Consider the following 19,383-nt stretch of genomic DNA (forward strand, 5'->3'; position numbering starts at 1 on the left):
GATGTGGCGCGGGCGCCCGGCGGGCCGGACGCCTATTTGATCTCGTTGCGCCAGCTGAACTGAGGCGAATAGCCCAGCATGCGCTTGGCCTTCTCGATCGAGAGCAACGTGCCATTGGTCGAAATATTGCCCTTCTGCTCGACCTCCGGAAACACTTCGGCCAGGAGGGACATGTTGGAGCGGGACATCACCGAATCCGCATTGGCGATGATGAATGCCTCAAAGCCGGTGAACTCGGCCTGGATCGCCCGGCGCACCGCCTGCGCCCCGTCGCGCGCATCGATATAGGCCCACAAATTCCATTTCCGCTTGCGCGGTTCGCTGTCAAAGCTTGGGAAGGCCTTGTAGTCCTCCGGATACATCACATTGGAGAACCTGAGGCCCACCATGCGCAGTTCCGGGTCCCAGCGGCAGAACTGGGCCGCCATGGTCTCGTCCAGCAGCTTGCCCAGAGAATAGGCGCTTTCTGGCCGCGGGAAATACTCTTCGTCCACCGGCGCATAGGGCGGCGGATTATCGAAGGGCAGGCCGAGCACGGTTTCACTCGACGCGAAAACGACATTCTTGATTCCGGCCAGACGGCAGGATTCGAACACATTATAGCTTGAGGTGACATTGTTGGTCAGCGTGCGCGCATTGGCCGACAGGCCCGGCGCCGGTATGGCAGCCAGATGCACCACCGCATCGAACGGCCCGCCCCGTTCATCAACACCCCCCAGGATGGCGCTGGACACCTCGCCGAAATTGCTCAGATCGATCCGCACGCTGGGGCAGATGGGCTCGGGCAGGGGTTGCTGATCGACATTGAGGACGTCATAGCCATGCTCCACCAGATCGCGCAGCACCGCCCGCCCAAGCTTGCCACTGCCACCCGTCACTAGAACCTTGGTCATTAGAACCTCCTCTTATTCCACGCGAATTTTCCACGCTCTCGTTCACCAGCCTATTGCGGAACGCCGGTTCTGCCAACCGGTCCGATGCGCGTTAACGAATGATGAACAGCGCCCTCAGCGCCGGTTCAAGCCGGCGCGCTCATAACAGTCTCCAAGGTCGGTGCCCCGCATCGACACGCGGACCCCATCGGCTGCTTCACCAGAATTGAGGAGACACGAAATGCTGAAACTTACCGCACTCGCCCTGCTTGCAGGTCTCGTTGCAACTTCTGCCGTGCTGCCCAGCTACGCGCAGATGGCCAAGGCGCCAACTCGTCCCAACTATCCCAGCTATTCCAGCTCTGGCCCCGACCACCATTGTGCCGACGAAATGGGCCATATGCGTTCGGTCAACGTCTTCGACATCCAGGGCATTCGGGATCAGAAGATCTTTCTCTACCCGATTTGCGAGGACCCCACAGTGCCCGGCAAGAACAATTACGGCACGCTGTTCATTGATGGCAATGTGAATACCTTGCGTGAGCCCATTGCCCGCAATGCGACGCTGATGAATGCACTCGCCGCCAAGGGCTACGACCACAATGACGTGGTTTCACTGCGCTTTGCCGGCGGGAACAGCATTTATCTCTATGTCCACCAGCGGGACATGAACTGACACCGCTTCGCCGCCCTGGCACCAAAATGAACCCAAGCTGAATATGCCTATCAGCATCAGTTCAAATCCATGGTGCCAGGGTTTCTCCAACATCAAGGTTTCGGAGGGCACACGAAATGAACAAGGCTCAGGAAAAAGTTCTCGTCGCCGCATTGTGCGGTCTAATCGTTACCGCCGCCGCCGGCTTTGCCGTGCAGCCCGCCATGGCCGCCGGATACCATGTCGATACGCTCGGCCAGGTCACTGGCGTGGCCGATTGGGACAGGCTCAATGTCCGCAAATGGCCGGCCAGCTATTCCCAGAAAGTGGGCAGCTTTGCACCCGGCCTGCATGTCTGGGTCGAGCGCTGCATCGAAGTTGAAAACAGCTCGGACTGGTGCCTTGTCGAACGCGGCGACACCAAGGGCTGGGTCAATTCGCGCTATCTCGTTCCGGTCCAGGACTGGGACATCTGACCATTCTCCCAAGGTCGGTCCACTGGGCCACCATCCCATGCATGTTGACTTTTCCGGTCCTCGGTTGTTCGTGGTAGCCAATCAGGACCGGAGTTTTTTGTCATGGAAGCCAACCCCATTCTCGCCGAGGCCGTGCGCGGCAATTGGGTTGAAAACCGGCATCGCGGTGCCTTTGTCATCGTCGATGCTGACGGCCAGGTGATTGCCTCGGCCGGCGATATCGACCGGCCCGTCTTTCCCCGCTCCGCCATCAAGTCCATGCAGGCCCTGGCCATTTTCGACCGGCACGCCGTCGAGCGCTTTCATCATTCGCCCGAGGAGCTGGCCCTGGCTTGCGCTTCGCATCATGGCGAGGACGAGCATGTGAGCAATGTGAGCCGGTTTCTCGAGCGCATGGGTCTTTCGGTGAACGATCTGGAATGCGGCGCCCACATGCCGACCAATGCCAAGGCGCGTCAGGCTCTTAGAGCGGCCGCCACCGAGCCAAGTGCCCTGCACAATAATTGCTCGGGCAAGCATTCGAGTATGCTCAGCGTCGCGCTGGCCATGGGCGTGCCAACACAAGGCTATGTCGATCGGGAGCATGACGTGCAAAGGGCGGTACGGGCAGCGGTGGAATATGTGATTGGCGAGGAACTGACCGAAGACCGCTGCGGCACCGATGGCTGCTCCATCCCCACCTGGGCGGCGCCATTGCACGCCTGGGCGCGCGGCTTTGCCCGGATGTCGACAGGGAAAGGCCTGGATGGCGAGCATGCCAGGGGGGCGCAGGCCCTGTTCGATGCGGCCACCAGCCATCCCCATCTGGTTGCCGGCACCGGCCACCTCGACACGCTGGTGATGGAGGCGTTCATGGGACGTGTCATGCAGAAAGGCGGTGCCGAAGGCGTGCAATGCGGTGCCATCCGCGACAAGGGGTGGGGTTATGCGCTCAAATGCGATGACGGCAACATGGTCGCCAGCCACACCATGGTCGCCGCGCTGCTGCTGAGGTTCGCTGATCCTGATGCCAACCAAAAGGCCGTGCTGGATCAATTCGCCCGTCAGCCGATCAAGAACGTTCGGGGCACCGTCGTCGGTGAGATGCGTGCGGTGGGGATCTAGGGGCAACGATTTGCTTTTGAACAGACCCTCAACAAACTCGGTGTAGCACCCTCCCGTTGACGGGGAGGGCGGGGGAGTGGTGCCTACGGATAGGAATCGTGCGTTGAACGCACCCCCGCCCAACCTCCCCGTTCAGGGGAGGTGTTGGGTCTATGTCGTGACGAATATCGAATGTCGTCGTCGGCGGGCGGCCAGCTTTCAAAGCCCAAAAATCGCGCCTGTCCCGCAGTTGCGGATGCGGTCGACCTTTTCGCCGTCCCAGTGATAGTCGAAGTGATCGGCCTGCACCGGCACCGGAATCAGGTCTGGCCAGAAGATGGCGGCGCACTCGCCGTCCGCATGGCGCACACTGCGATAGACAATGCCGTTGCTGCCCGCGCGCCGAAGCTGCCGGCCCAGGGCTTGCGGCGCCTGATAATCGTCCGGATCGTGAAAACGGTCGAACGGCCGGGCGTCATGCAGGTCGAGATCGAGCCGGTTGACCAGCATGCGGAATTGCGAGGTCCAGCCCGGAGCTTCTGCGCTGGCGGCCATGGCGCGGGCGTGATGATGTGCGACCTCGCGGATAGCGACTTCCTCGGCATTGCCGGCGCTATAGATCCCATAGCTGCCATCGGTGAAGCGGCCGGGCCGGTCGTGGCTGACGTGGACGAAGGGTGCCATGAGATAGCTCGCGCCCGGCCCGCTGACACGGCGTTCAGGCGGCACCAGGTCGAGCCGGCCCAAATGGTCCCAGAGGCGCGGATTGGTTTTCGATTCGGCCGAAGCCAGCGCCTCCCAGTCGCGCGGGTCGGCAATATCTTCAAACAGGTCTATCGGCGGATGGATCGAGCGGATCAGACGATACGCCTTGGGCCAAGTCACCCGCGTGAGGGCAGGGGTGTCGCTCACCACCCGCTACGCTCGGCATCGAGATAGCTGCGCACCCGCGCCAGGGCGAAAAGGCTGCCTGCGGCCATGACCTCAACCGGTCTGCGCCCGGCAAAATCCCGGTTGGGTTTCTTGACCCAGGCATATCCACGCTCCGGGTCGGAAAAGAGGTAGCGCAGGCCCTTGTGAATGCCCATCAGAAGTGAAAGGCGGGTGGCCAGGTCGCGGTCAATCCGGCCTGGCTCGCCAGCTTTCCAGCGGGCATAGGTCCGGGCGGCCAGTCCTCCCAGAATGTCGCGGGCTTCCGCGTCGCTCACGCCCCAGCGCTCGAACAGTCGCATGACCGCGCGCGCCATGGCTTCCGATTCCGCATCGGTGATGGTGGCGAGTTCGGGTATGGCTTCTGTCCGTGGCAGTTCATGCAGCATGGCTTGGCTCCTATTGGCATTAAATAGGGTATTATCTGCCAAGTGGCAAGTTGTTGAGCCTCTGGCGGGTCGTCGGCCGGTCCCTTGCTTGTTCCGACCGCTGCTGGGCGGCTATAAGATCAGCCAACAACAGACCAACAGGTGATGCGGCATGCTCGTGGACGGCGAAATCTTCTTGGGCGTGAGCGACAAACCGGAATATCTCAAGCTCAAATATGCCAATCGCCACGGGCTGATTACCGGCGCAACAGGCACCGGCAAGACAGTGAGCCTGCAGGTGCTGACCGAAGGCTTCTCTGCCGCCGGCGTGCCGGTCTTCGCCGCCGATATCAAGGGCGATCTCTCAGGCGTGTCCCGCATGGGCAAGGCGCAGGACTGGCAGACCAGGCGTGCCGCAGAAATCGGCTTCACCGATTTTGCCGACGATGTCTATCCGGTGATTTTCTGGGATTTGTTCGGCAAGCAGGGCCACCCCGTGCGCGCCACAATTTCGGAAATGGGCCCCGTGCTCCTCAGCCGCATTCTGGACCTTAACGACACTCAGGAAGGCGTGCTCAACATTGCTTTCCGGGTAGCGGATGAGGAAGGCCTGCTGCTGCTCGATCTGAAGGATCTGCGGGCACTGCTGGTAGAGGTACAGGAGCGGGCGCGGGAAATTTCAGCGCGTTATGGCAATGTCACCACCGCCTCTATCGGGGCCATTCAGCGTGCGCTCCTGGTGCTCGAACAGCAGGGCGCCGACCATTTTTTCGGTGAGCGGGCATTGGTGATTGAAGATCTGATGCGCACCGATGCCGACGGCCGGGGCGTGGTCTCGATCCTGGCGGCCGACCAGCTCATGCAGTCGCCGCGGCTCTATGCGACTTTCCTGCTCTGGCTGCTCTCGGAACTGTTCGAAGAACTGCCCGAGGTGGGTGATCCGGACAAGCCCAGACTGGTGTTCTTTTTCGACGAGGCTCATCTGCTGTTTGACGACGCGCCCAAGGCGCTGGTCGACAAGGTTGAGCAGGTGGTCAAGCTGATCCGTTCCAAGGGCGTCGGCGTGTATTTCGTTACCCAGAACCCGGTCGATATCCCCGAAAGCGTTCTGGCCCAGCTCGCCAATCGCATCCAGCACGCCTTGCGTGCCTATACGCCGCGCGAACAGAAAGCAGTGCGGGTGGCAGCTCAGACGTTCCGGCCCAACCCGGCCTTTTCGACCGAAGAGGCCATAACCCAGCTCGGCATCGGCGAGGCACTGGTGTCCGTTCTCGAAGCCAAGGGTGTGCCCTCAATGGTGGGGCGCACGTTCATCCGCCCGCCTTCAGCGCAGGTCGGGCCGATTTCTCCGGCCGAACGGGATGCGGCCCTCGCCAATTCGCCGGTTGGCGCACTCTATGACACTGTACTGGACCGTGAATCGGCCTTTGAAGTGCTGAACAAGCGGGCGCGCGAAAAGCAACTGGCCGAGGAGCGCGCAGCCTTGGAGGCGCAGAGGCTTGAAGAAGCCGAACAACTGGCCAAGGAACGGGCGCGTGCGGAAAAGGCGGCAGCACCTCGTCGCAGTACACGCCAATCGCCGACCGAAGCGGCGATGACCTCATTTGCCCGCACGGTGGCCAATACCCTCGGCCGGGAGCTGGTGCGCGGCATTCTTGGCGGTCTGAAGGGGAGGCGCTGATATGGCCAGTCCAACGCAGACCTCAATGGCTGTCGCCATATTTGCCTCGGACAAAGGACCGGGCGATCCCGAACGCGCCAGCCTGATGGGTGAAGTCGGGCGCGTCTTTGCCCGCAAGGGCGCCCGCATGCTGTGCCTGGCCGAAAAGGGCGTCATCCCGGTGCCCTTGATCACCGCCGCGCGGACCGCAGGTGGCACTGTCGAAATCGTGGCGGATGAGAGTATCGTTCTGCCTCAGGCGTTGACCGGGGTGCCGATCACCGTTTTGCCGGACAAGACGGAACGGCAGACCTATCTCGCCGCTCAGAGCGCGGCTTTCGTGGTGCTGCCGGGGTCTCTCGCGTCGGTCTCCGCGCTTTTTGGCGCCTGGGCGTCAGGCGCCTCGCGGCCCGTCGTCATGCTCAACCGGCACCGTGCCTTTGAAGTGGTTCGTGGCTTTGCTGCCGATGTGCTGGCGGCCTCGGTGCCCCATCATGACCGCAATATCCAGTTCGCTGACACCGTCGAGGATCTCTGGAACAAGGTGGTCTGGGTGTTCGAGCAGCGGCACTAGAGCGATTACGCCAGCGGCCCCTGGTCTGGCCGCGCGGCGCGCCGGTCGGGAAATAGGGGCACAACATTGTCGGTATAGCGCCGGCCCGGATGCGGCTCGGGCGTGCGCATGGGCACGCGATTGCGCCGTTCCGGCCCGCGATAGCCAAAACCCAATGCGCCGATCACGCTGCGATTGAGCAGGCGCGCCTGCACCCGCTGCAGCAGATGGCGCGGCGACATCGGCTTGACCAGCACCTCGTCGATACCGGCGCTGATGGCCTGCTGGCGCATCGGCGGGGTAATGGCACGGGTCATGGCGATGACGGGCAGGTCGCGCGAGACCAGGCTCGGGTCAAGCCGAATCGCTTCCACCATTTCATAGGCCGGCCGGCCTTCGCGGTCGAAATCGACCACCAGCATGTCGAGCGGGGCGATGCGCATATAGGCGAACAGCTCCGCCTCGCTGTCGAAGGGGCGGACGCGCAGGCGTGAGTCGCCGGCCAGCACCATGGTCAGCAGGGCGCTGAGGGCCGGATTGGCGGCCAGAATGGCGATGGTCTTGCCCGCAGCGGTCACGCAAATCCCCTTCATCTCGTTAAGCCTTCGTTAACATGAGCAAACGGGGGATAGAAGAGCGTGGTTCCAGTTCTCAAGAGACAATAGCGGCATGCGGCACCGCGACCGATTGCACCCGGCGCTTCGCGCTGGTTGATTGCAGGTTATCCCTGACTGGTGCGAGCGGGACCGTTGCGACCGATCTATCTGCTACTGGGGCTGGCCACGACGGGCATCGGCATTGTGGGCGCCTTCCTGCCGCTGCTGCCCACCACGCCCCTGCTGATCCTGGCGACCTGGTTCTTCGCCCGCTCCTCGCCACGGCTGGAACGCTGGCTGCTCGAACATCCCAGGTTCGGCGGCCTGCTGCGCGCCTGGCGCGATCAGGGCGCCATTCCGCGCCGCGCCAAGATCCTGGCCTGCTGCGGCATTGCCGTAGGGGTGGTGTTTTTCTGGATCGGCGCCAGGCCCGGCTATTGGCTATGGCTGACCGGCGCCGCTATTCTGGGCGGCAGCGCGGGCTTTATCCTCTCCCGCCCCAATGGCTCGGACACCGCCAGAGCGGAATAAAAAAACGGCGGGATCGCTCCCGCCGCTTGTTCTATTGAAGAAGCGCCGCAATCAGGCGGTGGCTTCCTCGAACATCTTCTCCACATATTCCCAGTTCACCAGGTTGTCGAACCAGGCTTCGAGATATTTCGGGCGGGCATTGCGGTAGTCGATGTAATAGGAGTGCTCCCACACATCCACGCCCAGGATCGGGCTTGCGCCACTGACCAGCGGCGATTCCCCGTTCGGCGTCTTGGCCACTTCCAGCTTGCCGTTCTTGACCGCGATCCAGGCCCAGCCCGAACCGAACTGGGTGGTGCCGGCGGCAATGAAGTCGGCGCGCAGCTTGTCAAAGCCGCCCAGGTCGCTGTCGACCGCCGCCTGCAGCTTGCCCGGCAGCGACTTGCCGCCGCCATTGGGCTTCATCCAGTTCCAGAAGTGGATGTGGTTGTAATGCTGGCCTGCATTGTTGAACAGGCCCGCATTCTTGCCGTGGCTTTCCTTGACGATCTCTTCGAGGCTCTTGCCCTCCAGGCCAGAGTCCTTGAGCAGGTTGTTGCCGTTGGTCACATAGGCCTGATGGTGCTTGTCGTGGTGAAACTCCAGGGTTTCCGCCGACATATAGGGGCCCAGTGCGTCATAGGCATAGGGCAGGGCGGGCAGTTCAAACGTGGTCATGTTAGCCTCCGGTTGGATTTCAGGATGACGCTGGCGAGAGCCGCATTTCGGCTCTGGTTATAGGCAGATGCGTTTGGCGCAACAATGTCGCGCTGGCAACTAACCGTCCAGTCCGGCTGACTTTATTGCAAAAGCGTAGCACTGGGCGGTTTCCTTGAGGCGGTCGAAGCGACCGGACGCACCGGCATGGCCGGCGCTCATATTGGTCTTGAGATACAATGGTGCGTCCCCGCTCTTGGTTGCCCGAAGTTTTGCCACCCATTTGGCTGGCTCCCAATAAGTCACTCGCGGATCGGTGAGACCGGCCAGCGCGAAGATCGGCGGATAAGCCTGCTCCGAGACCGCCTCATAGGGAGCATAGGCGGCAATGCGGGCATAGTCCTCCGGGCTGGTGATGGGGTTGCCCCATTCCGGCCATTCGGGCGGCGTCAGGGGCAGGGTGTCGTCGAGCATGGTGTTGAGCACGTCGACAAACGGCACCTGGGCGATGATGCCGCCCCAGAGTTCGGGCCTCAGATTGGCAATGGCCCCCATCAGCATGCCGCCAGCCGAGCCGCCCTGCGCGATGATCCGGCCCTTCTGCGTGTAGCCGGTCTCGATCAGCATCTCGGCAGCGGCTATGAAGTCGGTAAACGTGTTGGTCTTGTGCTCCCGCCGGCCCTGCTTGTACCAGCGATAGCCCTTGTCCATGCCGCCGCGAATATGGGCAATCGCATAGACAAAGCCCCGATCGACCAGCGAGAGGACCGAAACCGAAAAGCTGGCCGGCATCGACATGCCGTAGGAGCCATAGCCATAGAGCAGGGTGGGGTTGGCCCCATCAAGCTGCGTGCCTTTGCGATAAAGCAGGGTCACCGGCACCTGTTCGCCGTCACCGGCCGTGGCGAACAGGCGTTTGGTTTCATAATCGGCAGGATCGTGGCCCGAAGGCACTTCCTGGGTCTTGAGCAGGGTCCGCGCGCCGGTTTCGAGATCGACGTCGAAAACCTGGCTGGGCGTGGTCGGAGACGAATAGGTCAGCCGGAACACACTGGTGTCGAACTCGTAGCCGGTCGACATGCCAAGCGCATAAGCCTCTTCCTCAAAGCCGACAATCTCTTCTCGGCCCGTGCGCAGGTCGCGCGCGACAATGCGCGGTAGGCCGTCCTCGCGTTCCAGTCGGAGCAGATGGTTGGACAACACAGCAATGTCGAGGATCAGCACACCCTCCCGATGCGGGACTAGGTCAGTCCAGTTCTCGGCAGCCGGATTGTCCGCCGGAGCAGTGACGATCTTGTAGTCCTCGGCCCCGTCTGCATTGGTCCGGATATAGAGTAGGCCACCACGCTCCTCGAGCTCATACTCCCGATCCGTAACGCGGGGCGCGACCAGTCGTGGGTCGCCACCGCGTTCGGCATCGATCAGCCAGACCTCGCTGGTCTGGTGGTCATGCGCGTCGATGACAATGAACTTGTCCGACAGCGTCTTGCCCACGCCCACAAAGAAGCCAGGGTCCTTTTCTTCATAGACGATGGGGTCTTCGGCCTGCGCCGTACCTAGCCTATGGTGGCGCACGCGGAACGGACGATGATTGTCGTCATATTCGGTATAGTAGAAGGACTGGCCATCGGCGGACCACACGGTGCTGCCCGCCGTATCCTTGATCGTTTCGATATCCTCGCCGCTGGCCAGTTCGCGCACAACGATATCGAAATATTCCGAACCGGCTCGGTCGGCAGCCCAGCTAATATAGCTGTGGGAGGGGTCATGTCCGGCCCCGGCAAACCCGAAATAGCCGTCTCCCGCCTCGACATTGCAGTCGAGCAGCACGGTTTCTTGGCCACCATCGCGCGGCGTGCGGACGATCAGGGGATACTGCTTTCCCTCGAGCATCCGCGTATTGTAGGCCCACGCGCCATGGGGCGAGGGAACGCCGCTGTCATCCTCCTTGATGCGACCGCGAATTTCCTTGTAGATCCTGTCCTGCAGGTCGGCGGTCGGTTGGCCGAATTCGGTCTCGTAATAGTCGTTCTCGGCCTCGAGATAGGCTCGTATGTTCTCGTCGAGCGCTTCGGGCTTCTGCATCACCTCTTGCCAGTTCTCGGCGCGCAGCCACGCATAGGGGTCATCGCGGGTGATGGCATGATGCGTGTGCGAATGAGGAATACGCCTGGCAATGGGCGGGTTGGCCTTGGTCATGGTGTCTCCGGACGAGGGGCGGCAGGCTGCCACAAGAACTTGCCACAGGACATAGGCCGCCCGCCTGCGCTTTGCCACCCCCGCTTGAGATCGAAATCTGTTGGCCCTTTGGTCGCACCCTGACCGATTCCGCTTGTTCCACGGGCCCCAATCAGTAAGGTCGCAATCCAATTCCATCGGAATCGCGCTTGGGCGAGAAAGGAGTGGCAGCATTGGGGTCGTCATTTGAGGCAGGTATAGGTCTTGCTGCCGTTGCACCCTTCGTGGCTGCCATCCTGGCACCGTATATCCAGCGTTTCGCTGGCGCATATGCTGGATGGATTCTGGCGATCATTCCGGCCAGCATCTTCCTTTATCTGCTGGGCTTCGCCGATGCTGTCATCCACGGCGAAACGGTTTCCAGCGTAATTGAGTGGATCCCGGCCTACGGCATCAACCTGTCCTTTCTGGTCGATGGCCTCAGCCTGATCTTTGCGCTGACCATTTCCGGCGTTGGCACGCTGATCATCCTCTACTCTGGGGCCTATCTGGCCGGGCATCATCACCAGGGCCGGTTCCTGGGCTACATGCTGGCCTTCATGGGCGCCATGCTCGGGCTGGTTCTGGCCGACAGCTTGCTGGCCCTGTTCCTGTTCTGGGAATTGACCTCGGTCACCTCCTTCCTGCTGATCGGCTTTGACCATTCGCGCCAGGCGGCGCGGCGCGGCGCTATCCAGGCGCTGGTGCTCACCAATATCGGCGGCATGTTCCTCCTGGCCGGTGCCATTCTGGTCTATCAGCTTGCCGGGACCTGGGAGATGAGCGCGGTGCGCGAAATGGGCGAAGTGCTGCGCGGCAACGAGCTCTATCTGCTCGTGCTGATCTGCTTCCTCGGCGCCGCCTTCACCAAATCGGCCCAGTTCCCGCTGCATTTCTGGTTGCCCAACGCCATGGAGGCCCCGACACCCGTTTCGGCCTTTCTGCATTCGGCCACCATGGTGCAGGCCGGCGTCTATCTGCTGGCACGCATGACGCCCTCGCTCGGGAGTACGGATGTCTGGACCAATATTCTGGTCATTTTTGGCGGCATCACGCTGATCTGGGGTTCGCTGGGCGCGCTCAAGCAGACCGATCTCAAGCAGATTCTCGCGCAGACCACGATTGCTTCGCTTGGCCTTCTGGTGCTGTTGATCGGTTTGGGCAGTGACTATGCGATTTCCGCCATGGTGGTCTATTTCGTGGCGCACGCCTTCTACAAGGCGGGCCTCTTCATGGTGGCAGGCGCTATCGACCATGAGGCCGGAACCCGGGAAATTACCGCGCTGGGCGGACTGGCCGAAAAGATGCCGGTAACCTTTATCGGCGCGGCGCTGGCGTCGCTTTCCATGATCGGTCTGCCGCTGACCATTGGCTATTTTGCCAAGGAAGAAATGTATCTGGGGCTGATGAGCGCCGACTGGACCGCCATCCTGGTGATGGTCGTGCTGATCGCTGGCAATGCCATGCTGGCCGGTGTGGCGCTTCTGGTGATGATCCGTCCCTTCCTCGGCGAGGCCGTTGCGACACCCAAAAAGCCGCATGAAGCGCCGATTGCCATGCTGGCGGGCCCAATATTGCTCGGTGCAAGTGGCATCATTGCCGGCATCCTGCCCGACTGGCTTGGCCATGACGTGCTGGTGCCCGGGGCCTCGGCCATTCTGGGCCGTGCGGTCGAAAGCCATCTGACGCTGGCACTGGATTTTACCAGCCTGTTGCTCTGGCTGTCCGCTCTTACCTGGCTATTGGGCGTTCTGGTCTATCGTCAGGCCGACACCATCCGCACCCTGCTGCGCCGTTTCGACAAGGCCCTTGGCTGGACCGCCGACACGGTGTTCGACATCGTCATGTTCGGCCTGATCCGCTTTTCCGGGGCGCTGACCCGCTTTCTGCATCACGGCCAGCTTGAATTTTACCTGGTGATTGTCTTCGCCGCGCTGGCCGCTGCCCTGTTCGGTCCAATGCTGGTCTGGGGTGGGCTCGATTGGCTAGAGCCGGCCGCGGAACTGGGAGACTGGAGCCAGCGTCTGATTATGCCTGCCCTGGCGCCCTATGAATGGGGTGTCCTGGCACTGGCGGTGCTTGGGCTGATTGCTGTCCTGATTGCTCCATCGCGCCTGGTGGCTATCCTATCCCTCGGCGTACAGGGCACTGCGGTTGCCTTGATCTTCCTGCTCTTTGGCGCGCCGGACCTGGCCTTTACCCAGCTCATGGTGGAAATCCTCTCGGTGGTCATCCTGACCTTCGTGATGACCCGCCTGCGGCTCGACCAGCGCGACCATCGGCCCTTCGAGGACTGGGCGCGCGACGGCACGCTTGCGATCGTTTGCGGGCTTGGCGTCAGCCTGCTGCTGATGCTGGTGCTCAACGGTACGCTCGACACACGTCTGTCCGATTTCTTCACCGCGACCAGCGTGCCAATTGCCCATGGGCACAACATCGTCAACGTGATCCTGGTGGACTACCGCGGTTTCGATACCTTGGGTGAAATTGCCGTGGTCATGGGCGCAGGTATGGCGGTGCTTGCCCTGTTGCGGCGCCAGAAGAAGCCGGCACCGGCGCCTTCGGATCAGGTCAAACCCAAGCGCACCCGTAAACCCAGCAAGGCCGCATCATGAACACGGTCATCTTCCGCACCCTGGCCCCCTTGATCGTTGCGATCATGCTGGTGTTCTCGGTCTATGTGATGCTGCGCGGGCACAATGAACCGGGCGGCGGCTTCATCGGCGGTCTGATCGCGGCTGCGTCTATCGCCGTATTCGGCATGGCCGCCGGTGTCAGCGCGGTGCGACGGTCCCTGCGCTTTGACCCCATGGCGATTGCCGGATTCGGTGTGGTGCTGGCTGGCCTTTCCGGCCTGGCGAGCCTGCTCACGGGTTCTCCGTTCATGACCAGCATCTGGCTCTATGTGGAGTTCGGGCCCACCATTATCCCGCTCTCGACGCCGCTGTTCTTCGACCTGGGCGTATTTTGCGTGGTGTTTGGAACGCTGTCGGCGATTGCCCTGTCGCTTGAAAGCGACCGCGAAGAGGATCTTTGAGATGGAATATATCCTCGCCGCCCTGGTGGGCCTGTTCATCGCTATTGGGACCTATTTGCTGCTCTCGCGCTCCGTGATCCGCATGCTGATTGGCCTGACCATCTTTAGCAATGGCGTTCTCCTGCTGATCTTTACGGCTGGCCGTCTGACCCAGGAAGTTGCCCCGATCGTGCCCCAAGGGCTTGATGTTCCCGAAGGCGCCATCGCCAACCCGCTGCCGCAGGCGCTGATTCTGACCGCCATCGTGATCGGCTTTTCGATGTTTGCCTTCCTGCTCGTGCTGGCGTTTCGCGCCTATCAGAGCCTGGATGCCGACAATACTGACACCATGCGCCTGGCCGAGCCCGACAATGCGCCCAACCCGCCGCTGAGCTACTGACCCCATGGCCACTTCCACTCCGACAACAGATCTGCCCCAGGCCATGATCGAGACGGTGGTCCCGGCCTCCGACTGGGTCATTGTCCTGCCTATCGCCCTCGCCCTGATGGGGGCTGCCGGGCTGATGATGTTCCGCCGCAGCAATGGCACGCCACTGATCGGCTCCGTGATTGTTGTTCTCGCCATTATTGCATGCGAGATCGCGCTTTTGGTTGAAGTGCTGGCCAATGGGCCGGTCAGCATGACTATGGGGCGCTGGTTGCCGCCTTTCGGCATCAGCCTGACGGCCGATATCTTCGGCGCCAGCTTCGCACTGGCGGCCGCCTTGGTGACCCTGATTGTCCTGTTCTATGCCGAACTGGACCGGGCCGATGCGGACGGGCGCGATGCCTTCCATCCCATGGTCCTGCTGCTGCTGGCTGGCGTCACCGGCGCATTCCTCACAGGGGATTTGTTCAATCTCTATGTGTGGTTCGAAGTCATGCTGATCGCCTCGTTCGGGCTGATCGTGCAGGGCAACCGGCCACTGCAGCTCGATGGCGCAGTCAAATACGGGTTTCTCAACTTCCTGGCGACGACATTCTTCCTGATGTCCTTGGGCCTGCTCTACGGCCTGCTCGGCACACTGAATATGTCGGACATCATGCGTGTGTCGAGCACGGCAGATCCCGCCGCCATGGCTGGTGTGGCGGCGCTGTTCCTGCTGGCCTTCGGCATGAAGGCGGCGGCATTCCCGGTCAATGCCTGGCTGCCGGCTTCCTATCACACCCCGCCCGCGGCCATATCGGCGCTGTTTGCGGGCCTGCTGACCAAGGTTGGCGCCTATGCCATGCTCCGCGCGCTTGTGGTGGTGCTGCCCGCTAGCCGTGACATGCTCGAGCCGGTGCTGGCGTGCATCGCCATCGGGACACTTTTGATTGCGCCACTGGGCGCCATTGCCGAAACCAATCTGCGCCGCGCGATCGGCTTTGTAGTAATCGGCGGTATCGGGGCGGTCATGGTGGGCCTGGCGATGCCCAGCCTGAATGGCGTTGCCGGATCGGGGCTCTATATCTTCCATGCCATTCTGACCATGACTGCGCTCTATATGGTCGCAGGCCTGATCGAGAAGACCACCGGGCAATCCGACACGAGGTACATGGGTGGCCTGTACGCCGCCAATGCGCCGCTCTCTATTTTGTTCATCTTGCTGGTCCTGGCCTCGGCCGGTGTGCCGCCATTCCTCGGCTTCTGGCCCAAGCTCCTGCTGCTCGAAGCCGGCCTCGACCAGGGCGTGACTGGCGCTGCGCCCGGTTGGGTGGGTACGGCTATGGTCTTGGCACTATTGATAAATGCCGTCCTGACCCTCATTGCCGGCACCCGCCTGTGGGCCCACGTCTTCTGGCGCTCAGGGCCGGAAGGGCAGGGGTCGGAGAATGGCTCGGTGGACCTCAAACCCTTCGAAAAGCGCGGCCAACTTGCGCTCGGCGCAACAACTCTTCTGGTCGCCGGCATCGTGGTCGCCGGGCTCTGGCCGGGACCGCTGATGGAAGCAATTAGCGCGGGTGCCGCCGATATCATCGATCCGGCACGCTATGTCGAAGCCACCGCCCTGGCAGGAGACGAGCTATGAATACAGTCTTTCTGGTAGTCGTTCTTGCGCTGGTCTGGGCCGGAATTTCAGGAAGTTTCTCGGGCCTCAATCTACTTTTGGGCGGTGTGGTCGGCGGTGTGGCCGTCCTGGTTCTGCGCGAGGCTTTCGCCAGCCCCAAGGCCTTGCGGCGTATCCGGCGTGTCATCTCATTGGCCGCGCTGTTCCTTTACGAACTGGTCGTCAGTGCGGTCCGTGTGGCCATTGTGGTGATGCGTCCTGATCTTTCCAGCGCGGTGCGCCCGGCCATCATTGCGGTGCCACTTACAGTAAAATCCGACGCTGAAATCACGCTTCTGGCGAACATGATCACGTTGACCCCTGGCACGCTCAGCGTCGACGTGGCGGCCGACAAGTCGGTGCTGTACGTGCACGCCCTGGATATGGCCGACAAGGAGGCGATGATCGCCGACATTGCGAATGGCTTCGAGAAAAAGATCCAGGAGGTGTTCGAATGACTGCCACACTCTTTATCGAGTGGTCGACGCTGATTTCGCTCGTTCTGCTGGGCGTGGCGCTGCTGGTTTCATTGGTGCGTATCGTAATTGGTCCGTCATTGTCTGACCGCGTGCTGGCGCTCGACCTACTGGCCGTGGTCGCCATGGGCTTTGTCGGCGCAATCGCCGTCAGAACCGGGCTCTGGCTATACCTCGACATAGCGATTGCCCTGGCCTTGCTTGGCTTTCTCGCAACTGTGGCCCTGGCGCGCTACATCTTGCTGCGTGGCGCCCGACAGAAGCCGGCGCCTGGGGAGGGCCGCTAATGCTCGCGGGAATTGAACTCTATTTCGGTGGTGCATTGCTGGTGCTCGGCGCAGCGTTCACCCTGCTCGCGGCAGTAGGCGTCGTGCGCCTGCCGGACCTTTATACTCGTATGCACGCGGCGTCCAAGGCCGGTGCGGTCGGTGGTGGCCTGATTCTTCTTGCCGTGGCGGTGTTGAGCCAAGATGCAGCGGTTTCGGTACGTGCCATTATTGGTGTCATGTTTGTCTTGCTGACTACACCTGTTGCGGCCCATCTATTGGCGCGTGCGAGTTATCTTACTGGATATCGTCCATGTAATGACACTGTTATCGATGACATAGCCCAAAGAAACGAATAATATTCGTTGCCATAATCCTCTTCCATATTACATGTTAAGCGTCACTCTCGGGGGTTGCGTGTGCTAGTAAACGATCATATTAGATCAGTAAGGCTAGTAACTGCCCTTGTTGCGGCCCAATAAAAAAATTATGGAAGGTTGAAAGATGAACGACGATACCGGCGCGTTCGCTGCAGTGGAGTCCGACCTGATCGAGCTCAGCACAGAAATTGTTTCGGCATATGTCAGCCACAACGCGGTCAGCCCCGGCGACCTGCCCAAGTTGATCGCCGAGGTTCATGGTGCCCTGCGAGCCCTGCAGGCCAATGAGAATCCGGCACCGGTTGAAGAACTCAAGCCCGCTGTGCCGATCCGCAAGTCCGTGGCAAATGACTTCATCATCTGTCTCGAGGATGGCAAGAAGTTCAAGTCGCTCAAGCGCCACTTGCGCACGCACTACAATCTGTCTCCGGAAGAATATCGTGAGAAGTGGGGCCTGCCGGCTGACTATCCGATGGTGGCGCCCAGCTACTCCGCTACGCGCTCCAAGCTTGCCAAGGATAATGGCCTCGGCCGCAAGGCCGACTGATCGAGCCCAGATCGATACTGAATTGCTATGGCCGCCCTTGAGGCGGCCATTTTCATTTAAGGCACCCCATAGGCTTTAGCGGCTAACTTATCCCCGGGCAGGTGACTTTGATTAAGAAATAGGAATATCATCCTAATTCGATCGGAGTCCCTTCCTATGGAACAAGTGAACCACAACGTCGCGGCGCCCTGTCTCGCGGTTCGTCCTGACCGAAGCGCCGTACGCCAAGCGGCATTGTTGGTTGCTCAACATGCCAAGATTGAAGTCGCAATGCTTTTTCACCGGCAACGATGTCGCACGGACACCGCCCGTGCGCGTCAATTGGCAATGTATCTTGCCCATGTGGTGCTGGGTGAGAGCCTGACTGATATCGGGTTGGCTTTTGGACGAGATAGGACAACTGTCTCACATGCGTGCAATCTGATCGAAGATATGCGTGATAGTGTCGAGTTCGACCGTGACGTCACCGAGCTTGAGGCGCGCCTGCAGGCCCTGGTGGAGACTGCTCATGCGTGAGTTGCCCGACGCCGTAACGCGATTACTGGGATCGGAAGCTCAGGAAAGTTTCCTGGAACCACATCACATCGAAGCCGCGCGCTTGCTCGGCAGAAGTTTCGAGCAGGCATTGCTACGCCAACGCGTGACGATGTCGTATGATCCGACGCGCATTGGCAGCAAAGGAAGTGCCCAGGGACGCGCCGAGCTGTCTGGAGCCGTCGAAGATGCTCGGCGAAGGCTGGCGCGACTGGCCCAGGGCATTCCGTCGGACTGCTGGGGCGTGCTGACCGACATCTGCGTCTATGACAAAGGCCTGCAACAGATCGAAACGGAGCGTCGCTGGCCCCGGCGGAGCGCCAAACTGGTCTTGCGTATCGGCCTGGAACAATTGGCGCAGCTGATGGGATTGGATGCGGCGGCGACGGGGCGCAACAGGTTCAGAACGCAGTCATGGTTGCCCGAGCGCCCGCCCATGTTTCCGGCCTCGGAAAACTGACGTTGCAGTCGGCTGCAGTGTTTGGCCGAAAGGGTTGTAAGATTATTGGCTCGAATCCCTGCCAGCGGCGACGTCCCGCGAACACCATGACACTTCGTGTGCCTAGCCCAAGGCTGCCCGGGCCTCGCCTCGTATCCGGTTGACCATGGCCACCAGTCCATTGGAGCGTTGCGTGGTCAGGTGTTCGCGCAGGCCCAGTTCATCGAAGAGGGCGATAGCGTCGGTCTCGGCAATCTCGCTCGCGGCCCGGTCCGAATAGAGCGCCAGCAGCACGGCGACCAGGCCCTGTACGATCATGGCGTCACTCTCGCCGCGAAAGCGCAAATGAGGTGAGCCGCTCACGTTGTCAGGCTCGGCAACTAGCCAGACCTGCGAAACGCAGCCATTGACCTTGTTGGCGGCATTGCGCTCGGCCTCTCCAAGCTTGGGCAAGGCTTGCCCCAGTTCGATGAGATAGCGGTAGCGGTCTTCCCAGTCATCGAGGAAGGAAAGGTTGTCGGCGATGTCCTGAAATGGCTGAGGCTGTGTCATGCGCCCTATCTAGGGGATGGATCGTGCCAATGCCAGAGCCATGCATGGACAAAGAAAAAGCCGCAGATGCGGGGCAGCGCATCTGCGGCAGGATCCAGGGGTCCATGGAGTTGCGTCGCTTGGGGAAGTGACACGACCCCTGGAGTAGCTTCCAGCGCCGGGGCAGGCGCCTGTTATCCCGCGCGATCCGGCCGAGGTCGGGGCATCGGAACCGCGTTGAGTGCCGGCGACGAATGCATGGGGGTGCCGGCAAGCTGGGTCGACTGAAGTGCCGCGGCGGCCATGGCCTTGCCGCCCAGGCACTGAATTTCATTGCATTCGATTGCGTCGATCTGCGCGGCTACGAACTGGCTGCCGCGGGCCATTGCCTCACTGGAGAAGTTCGCGGCGGCATCACCAACATCCACTCCGGGCCGAATGACCAGGAAGGCAAGGGTCAGCCAAAATACCGAGCGCAGCAGAAACATGTTTTCCAAGTCCATCGCGGACGGAAATCGTCCGGCTGATGAGACCAGGCTAAGGACCGCAAATTAAGCGCAGCTGGGGCAAGTTGATAAAATTTGAAA

At 61.3% G+C, this 19,383-nt stretch carries 23 protein-coding genes and 1 pseudogene; 16 read left to right on the forward strand and 8 right to left on the reverse strand.

Features of this window, described 5'->3' with window-relative positions; translation table 11 throughout:
- Positions 1–32: 32 nt before the first annotated feature.
- Complete coding sequence (locus tag GO014_RS00860; protein ID WP_116589684.1) at positions 33–893, reverse strand: NAD-dependent epimerase/dehydratase family protein; 861 nt, start codon at positions 891–893, stop codon at positions 33–35.
- 220 nt (positions 894–1,113) lie between these two features.
- Here GO014_RS00860 and GO014_RS00865 point away from each other — a divergent pair, with 220 nt between their 5' ends.
- From GO014_RS00865 to GO014_RS00875, 3 genes are all read left to right on the forward strand, one after another.
- The gene (locus tag GO014_RS00865; RefSeq protein WP_157288746.1) at positions 1,114–1,548 is read left to right on the forward strand and encodes a hypothetical protein; all 435 of its coding nucleotides are present in this window, start codon (positions 1,114–1,116) and stop codon (positions 1,546–1,548) included.
- A gap of 116 nt (positions 1,549–1,664) precedes the next feature.
- Positions 1,665–2,003 (forward strand): SH3 domain-containing protein, encoded by a 339-nt coding sequence (locus tag GO014_RS00870; protein ID WP_157288747.1) that lies wholly within the window; start codon positions 1,665–1,667, stop codon positions 2,001–2,003.
- A gap of 102 nt (positions 2,004–2,105) precedes the next feature.
- Entirely contained in the window at positions 2,106–3,107 is a 1,002-nt protein-coding gene (locus GO014_RS00875) for an asparaginase (RefSeq protein WP_116589687.1), read from the forward strand.
- Between the two features lie 198 nt (positions 3,108–3,305).
- Here GO014_RS00875 and GO014_RS00880 read toward each other — a convergent pair whose 3' ends face one another.
- Both GO014_RS00880 and GO014_RS00885 read right to left on the reverse strand, forming a co-directional pair.
- Positions 3,306–4,001, reverse strand: a complete 696-nt coding sequence (locus tag GO014_RS00880; RefSeq protein ID WP_207785269.1) for an RES family NAD+ phosphorylase — start codon at positions 3,999–4,001, stop codon at positions 3,306–3,308.
- Positions 3,995–4,405 (reverse strand): MbcA/ParS/Xre antitoxin family protein, encoded by a 411-nt coding sequence (locus GO014_RS00885; RefSeq protein ID WP_157288748.1) that lies wholly within the window; start codon positions 4,403–4,405, stop codon positions 3,995–3,997. The genes GO014_RS00880 and GO014_RS00885 overlap by 7 nt, the downstream gene beginning before the upstream one ends.
- Positions 4,406–4,556: 151 nt before the next feature.
- On the opposite strand from GO014_RS00885, the gene GO014_RS00890 reads away from it, so the two are divergent.
- Positions 4,557–6,065 (forward strand): helicase HerA-like domain-containing protein, encoded by a 1,509-nt coding sequence (locus GO014_RS00890; RefSeq protein WP_157288749.1) that lies wholly within the window; start codon positions 4,557–4,559, stop codon positions 6,063–6,065.
- A 1-nt stretch (position 6,066) separates the two neighbouring features.
- A complete protein-coding gene (locus tag GO014_RS00895; RefSeq protein WP_157288750.1) occupies positions 6,067–6,618 on the forward strand; it encodes an LOG family protein in 552 nt (183 codons plus the stop codon).
- A 5-nt stretch (positions 6,619–6,623) separates the two neighbouring features.
- Here the strand turns inward: GO014_RS00895 and GO014_RS00900 are convergent, their stop codons facing one another.
- Positions 6,624–7,175 carry a response regulator gene (locus GO014_RS00900; RefSeq protein WP_157288751.1) on the reverse strand — a complete coding sequence of 184 codons (552 nt, stop codon included), beginning with the start codon at positions 7,173–7,175 and terminating at the stop codon, positions 6,624–6,626.
- A gap of 171 nt (positions 7,176–7,346) precedes the next feature.
- Here GO014_RS00900 and GO014_RS00905 point away from each other — a divergent pair, with 171 nt between their 5' ends.
- Positions 7,347–7,724, forward strand: coding sequence for a YbaN family protein (locus GO014_RS00905; RefSeq protein ID WP_210252401.1), 378 nt, complete (start codon positions 7,347–7,349; stop codon positions 7,722–7,724).
- A 51-nt stretch (positions 7,725–7,775) separates the two neighbouring features.
- On the opposite strand, the gene GO014_RS00910 is transcribed toward GO014_RS00905, so the two are convergent.
- Entirely contained in the window at positions 7,776–8,381 is a 606-nt protein-coding gene (locus GO014_RS00910) for a superoxide dismutase (protein ID WP_116589693.1), read from the reverse strand.
- Between the two features lie 99 nt (positions 8,382–8,480).
- Positions 8,481–10,559 (reverse strand): S9 family peptidase, encoded by a 2,079-nt coding sequence (locus GO014_RS00915; protein WP_157288752.1) that lies wholly within the window; start codon positions 10,557–10,559, stop codon positions 8,481–8,483.
- Between the two features lie 212 nt (positions 10,560–10,771).
- Here GO014_RS00915 and GO014_RS00920 point away from each other — a divergent pair, with 212 nt between their 5' ends.
- The 10 genes and pseudogenes from GO014_RS00920 to GO014_RS00965 all read left to right on the forward strand — a co-directional run bounded on the left by GO014_RS00920 (position 10,772) and on the right by GO014_RS00965 (position 18,286).
- Positions 10,772–13,192, forward strand: a complete 2,421-nt coding sequence (locus GO014_RS00920; protein WP_157288753.1) for a putative monovalent cation/H+ antiporter subunit A — start codon at positions 10,772–10,774, stop codon at positions 13,190–13,192.
- A complete protein-coding gene (locus GO014_RS00925; RefSeq protein WP_157288754.1) occupies positions 13,189–13,614 on the forward strand; it encodes an MnhB domain-containing protein in 426 nt (141 codons plus the stop codon). Before GO014_RS00920 ends, GO014_RS00925 begins: the two co-directional genes overlap by 4 nt.
- 1 nt (position 13,615) lies before the next feature.
- The gene (locus tag GO014_RS00930; RefSeq protein WP_116589696.1) at positions 13,616–13,993 is read left to right on the forward strand and encodes a Na+/H+ antiporter subunit C; all 378 of its coding nucleotides are present in this window, start codon (positions 13,616–13,618) and stop codon (positions 13,991–13,993) included.
- Positions 13,994–13,997: 4 nt separating this feature from the next.
- Complete coding sequence (locus GO014_RS00935) at positions 13,998–15,605, forward strand: proton-conducting transporter transmembrane domain-containing protein (RefSeq protein WP_157288755.1); 1,608 nt, start codon at positions 13,998–14,000, stop codon at positions 15,603–15,605.
- A complete protein-coding gene (locus GO014_RS00940; RefSeq protein WP_157288756.1) occupies positions 15,602–16,081 on the forward strand; it encodes a Na+/H+ antiporter subunit E in 480 nt (159 codons plus the stop codon). Before GO014_RS00935 ends, GO014_RS00940 begins: the two co-directional genes overlap by 4 nt.
- The gene (locus GO014_RS00945) at positions 16,078–16,386 is read left to right on the forward strand and encodes an MrpF/PhaF family protein (protein ID WP_116589699.1); all 309 of its coding nucleotides are present in this window, start codon (positions 16,078–16,080) and stop codon (positions 16,384–16,386) included. Before GO014_RS00940 ends, GO014_RS00945 begins: the two co-directional genes overlap by 4 nt.
- The gene (gene mnhG / locus GO014_RS00950) at positions 16,386–16,724 is read left to right on the forward strand and encodes a monovalent cation/H(+) antiporter subunit G (RefSeq protein ID WP_157288757.1); all 339 of its coding nucleotides are present in this window, start codon (positions 16,386–16,388) and stop codon (positions 16,722–16,724) included. Before GO014_RS00945 ends, mnhG begins: the two co-directional genes overlap by 1 nt.
- A 145-nt stretch (positions 16,725–16,869) precedes the next feature.
- Entirely contained in the window at positions 16,870–17,292 is a 423-nt protein-coding gene (locus GO014_RS00955; protein ID WP_116589701.1) for a Ros/MucR family transcriptional regulator, read from the forward strand.
- Positions 17,293–17,562: 270 nt separating this feature from the next.
- Positions 17,563–17,655 (forward strand): annotated as a pseudogene (locus GO014_RS19455) (helix-turn-helix domain-containing protein); the annotation flags it as partial.
- Between the two features lie 145 nt (positions 17,656–17,800).
- Positions 17,801–18,286: a DUF6456 domain-containing protein gene (locus GO014_RS00965; protein ID WP_157288759.1), complete on the forward strand. Its 486-nt coding sequence runs from the start codon at positions 17,801–17,803 to the stop codon at positions 18,284–18,286.
- Positions 18,287–18,388: 102 nt separating this feature from the next.
- Here GO014_RS00965 and GO014_RS00970 read toward each other — a convergent pair whose 3' ends face one another.
- A complete protein-coding gene (locus GO014_RS00970) occupies positions 18,389–18,817 on the reverse strand; it encodes a SufE family protein (RefSeq protein WP_157288760.1) in 429 nt (142 codons plus the stop codon).
- A 173-nt stretch (positions 18,818–18,990) separates the two neighbouring features.
- Complete coding sequence (locus GO014_RS00975; RefSeq protein ID WP_157288761.1) at positions 18,991–19,284, reverse strand: hypothetical protein; 294 nt, start codon at positions 19,282–19,284, stop codon at positions 18,991–18,993.
- Between the last annotated feature and the right edge of the window lie 99 nt (positions 19,285–19,383).

It is taken from the genome of Devosia marina (assembly GCF_009758415.1).
In the GTDB taxonomy this organism is placed as follows: Bacteria; Pseudomonadota; Alphaproteobacteria; order Rhizobiales; family Devosiaceae; genus Devosia; species Devosia marina.

Excerpts from the sequence above, each read along its gene's own strand:
- GO014_RS00955 (WP_116589701.1), top strand. The coding sequence starts at position 16,870 with ATGAACGACGATACCGGCGCGTTCGCTGCAGTGGAGTCCGACCTGATC.
- GO014_RS00940 (WP_157288756.1), top strand. The coding sequence starts at position 15,602 with ATGAATACAGTCTTTCTGGTAGTCGTTCTTGCGCTGGTCTGGGCCGGA.
- GO014_RS00865 (WP_157288746.1), top strand. The coding sequence starts at position 1,114 with ATGCTGAAACTTACCGCACTCGCCCTGCTTGCAGGTCTCGTTGCAACT.
- GO014_RS00910 (WP_116589693.1), bottom strand. The coding sequence starts at position 8,381 with ATGACCACGTTTGAACTGCCCGCCCTGCCCTATGCCTATGACGCACTG.
- GO014_RS00885 (WP_157288748.1), bottom strand. The coding sequence starts at position 4,405 with ATGCTGCATGAACTGCCACGGACAGAAGCCATACCCGAACTCGCCACC.
- GO014_RS00965 (WP_157288759.1), top strand. The coding sequence starts at position 17,801 with ATGCGTGAGTTGCCCGACGCCGTAACGCGATTACTGGGATCGGAAGCT.
- GO014_RS00895 (WP_157288750.1), top strand. The coding sequence starts at position 6,067 with ATGGCCAGTCCAACGCAGACCTCAATGGCTGTCGCCATATTTGCCTCG.
- GO014_RS00890 (WP_157288749.1), top strand. The coding sequence starts at position 4,557 with ATGCTCGTGGACGGCGAAATCTTCTTGGGCGTGAGCGACAAACCGGAA.
- GO014_RS00925 (WP_157288754.1), top strand. The coding sequence starts at position 13,189 with ATGAACACGGTCATCTTCCGCACCCTGGCCCCCTTGATCGTTGCGATC.
- GO014_RS00875 (WP_116589687.1), top strand. The coding sequence starts at position 2,106 with ATGGAAGCCAACCCCATTCTCGCCGAGGCCGTGCGCGGCAATTGGGTT.
- GO014_RS00915 (WP_157288752.1), bottom strand. The coding sequence starts at position 10,559 with ATGACCAAGGCCAACCCGCCCATTGCCAGGCGTATTCCTCATTCGCAC.
- mnhG (WP_157288757.1), top strand. The coding sequence starts at position 16,386 with ATGCTCGCGGGAATTGAACTCTATTTCGGTGGTGCATTGCTGGTGCTC.
- GO014_RS00930 (WP_116589696.1), top strand. The coding sequence starts at position 13,616 with ATGGAATATATCCTCGCCGCCCTGGTGGGCCTGTTCATCGCTATTGGG.
- GO014_RS00945 (WP_116589699.1), top strand. The coding sequence starts at position 16,078 with ATGACTGCCACACTCTTTATCGAGTGGTCGACGCTGATTTCGCTCGTT.
- GO014_RS00975 (WP_157288761.1), bottom strand. The coding sequence starts at position 19,284 with ATGTTTCTGCTGCGCTCGGTATTTTGGCTGACCCTTGCCTTCCTGGTC.
- GO014_RS00860 (WP_116589684.1), bottom strand. The coding sequence starts at position 893 with ATGACCAAGGTTCTAGTGACGGGTGGCAGTGGCAAGCTTGGGCGGGCG.
- GO014_RS00970 (WP_157288760.1), bottom strand. The coding sequence starts at position 18,817 with ATGACACAGCCTCAGCCATTTCAGGACATCGCCGACAACCTTTCCTTC.
- GO014_RS00870 (WP_157288747.1), top strand. The coding sequence starts at position 1,665 with ATGAACAAGGCTCAGGAAAAAGTTCTCGTCGCCGCATTGTGCGGTCTA.
- GO014_RS00935 (WP_157288755.1), top strand. The coding sequence starts at position 13,998 with ATGGCCACTTCCACTCCGACAACAGATCTGCCCCAGGCCATGATCGAG.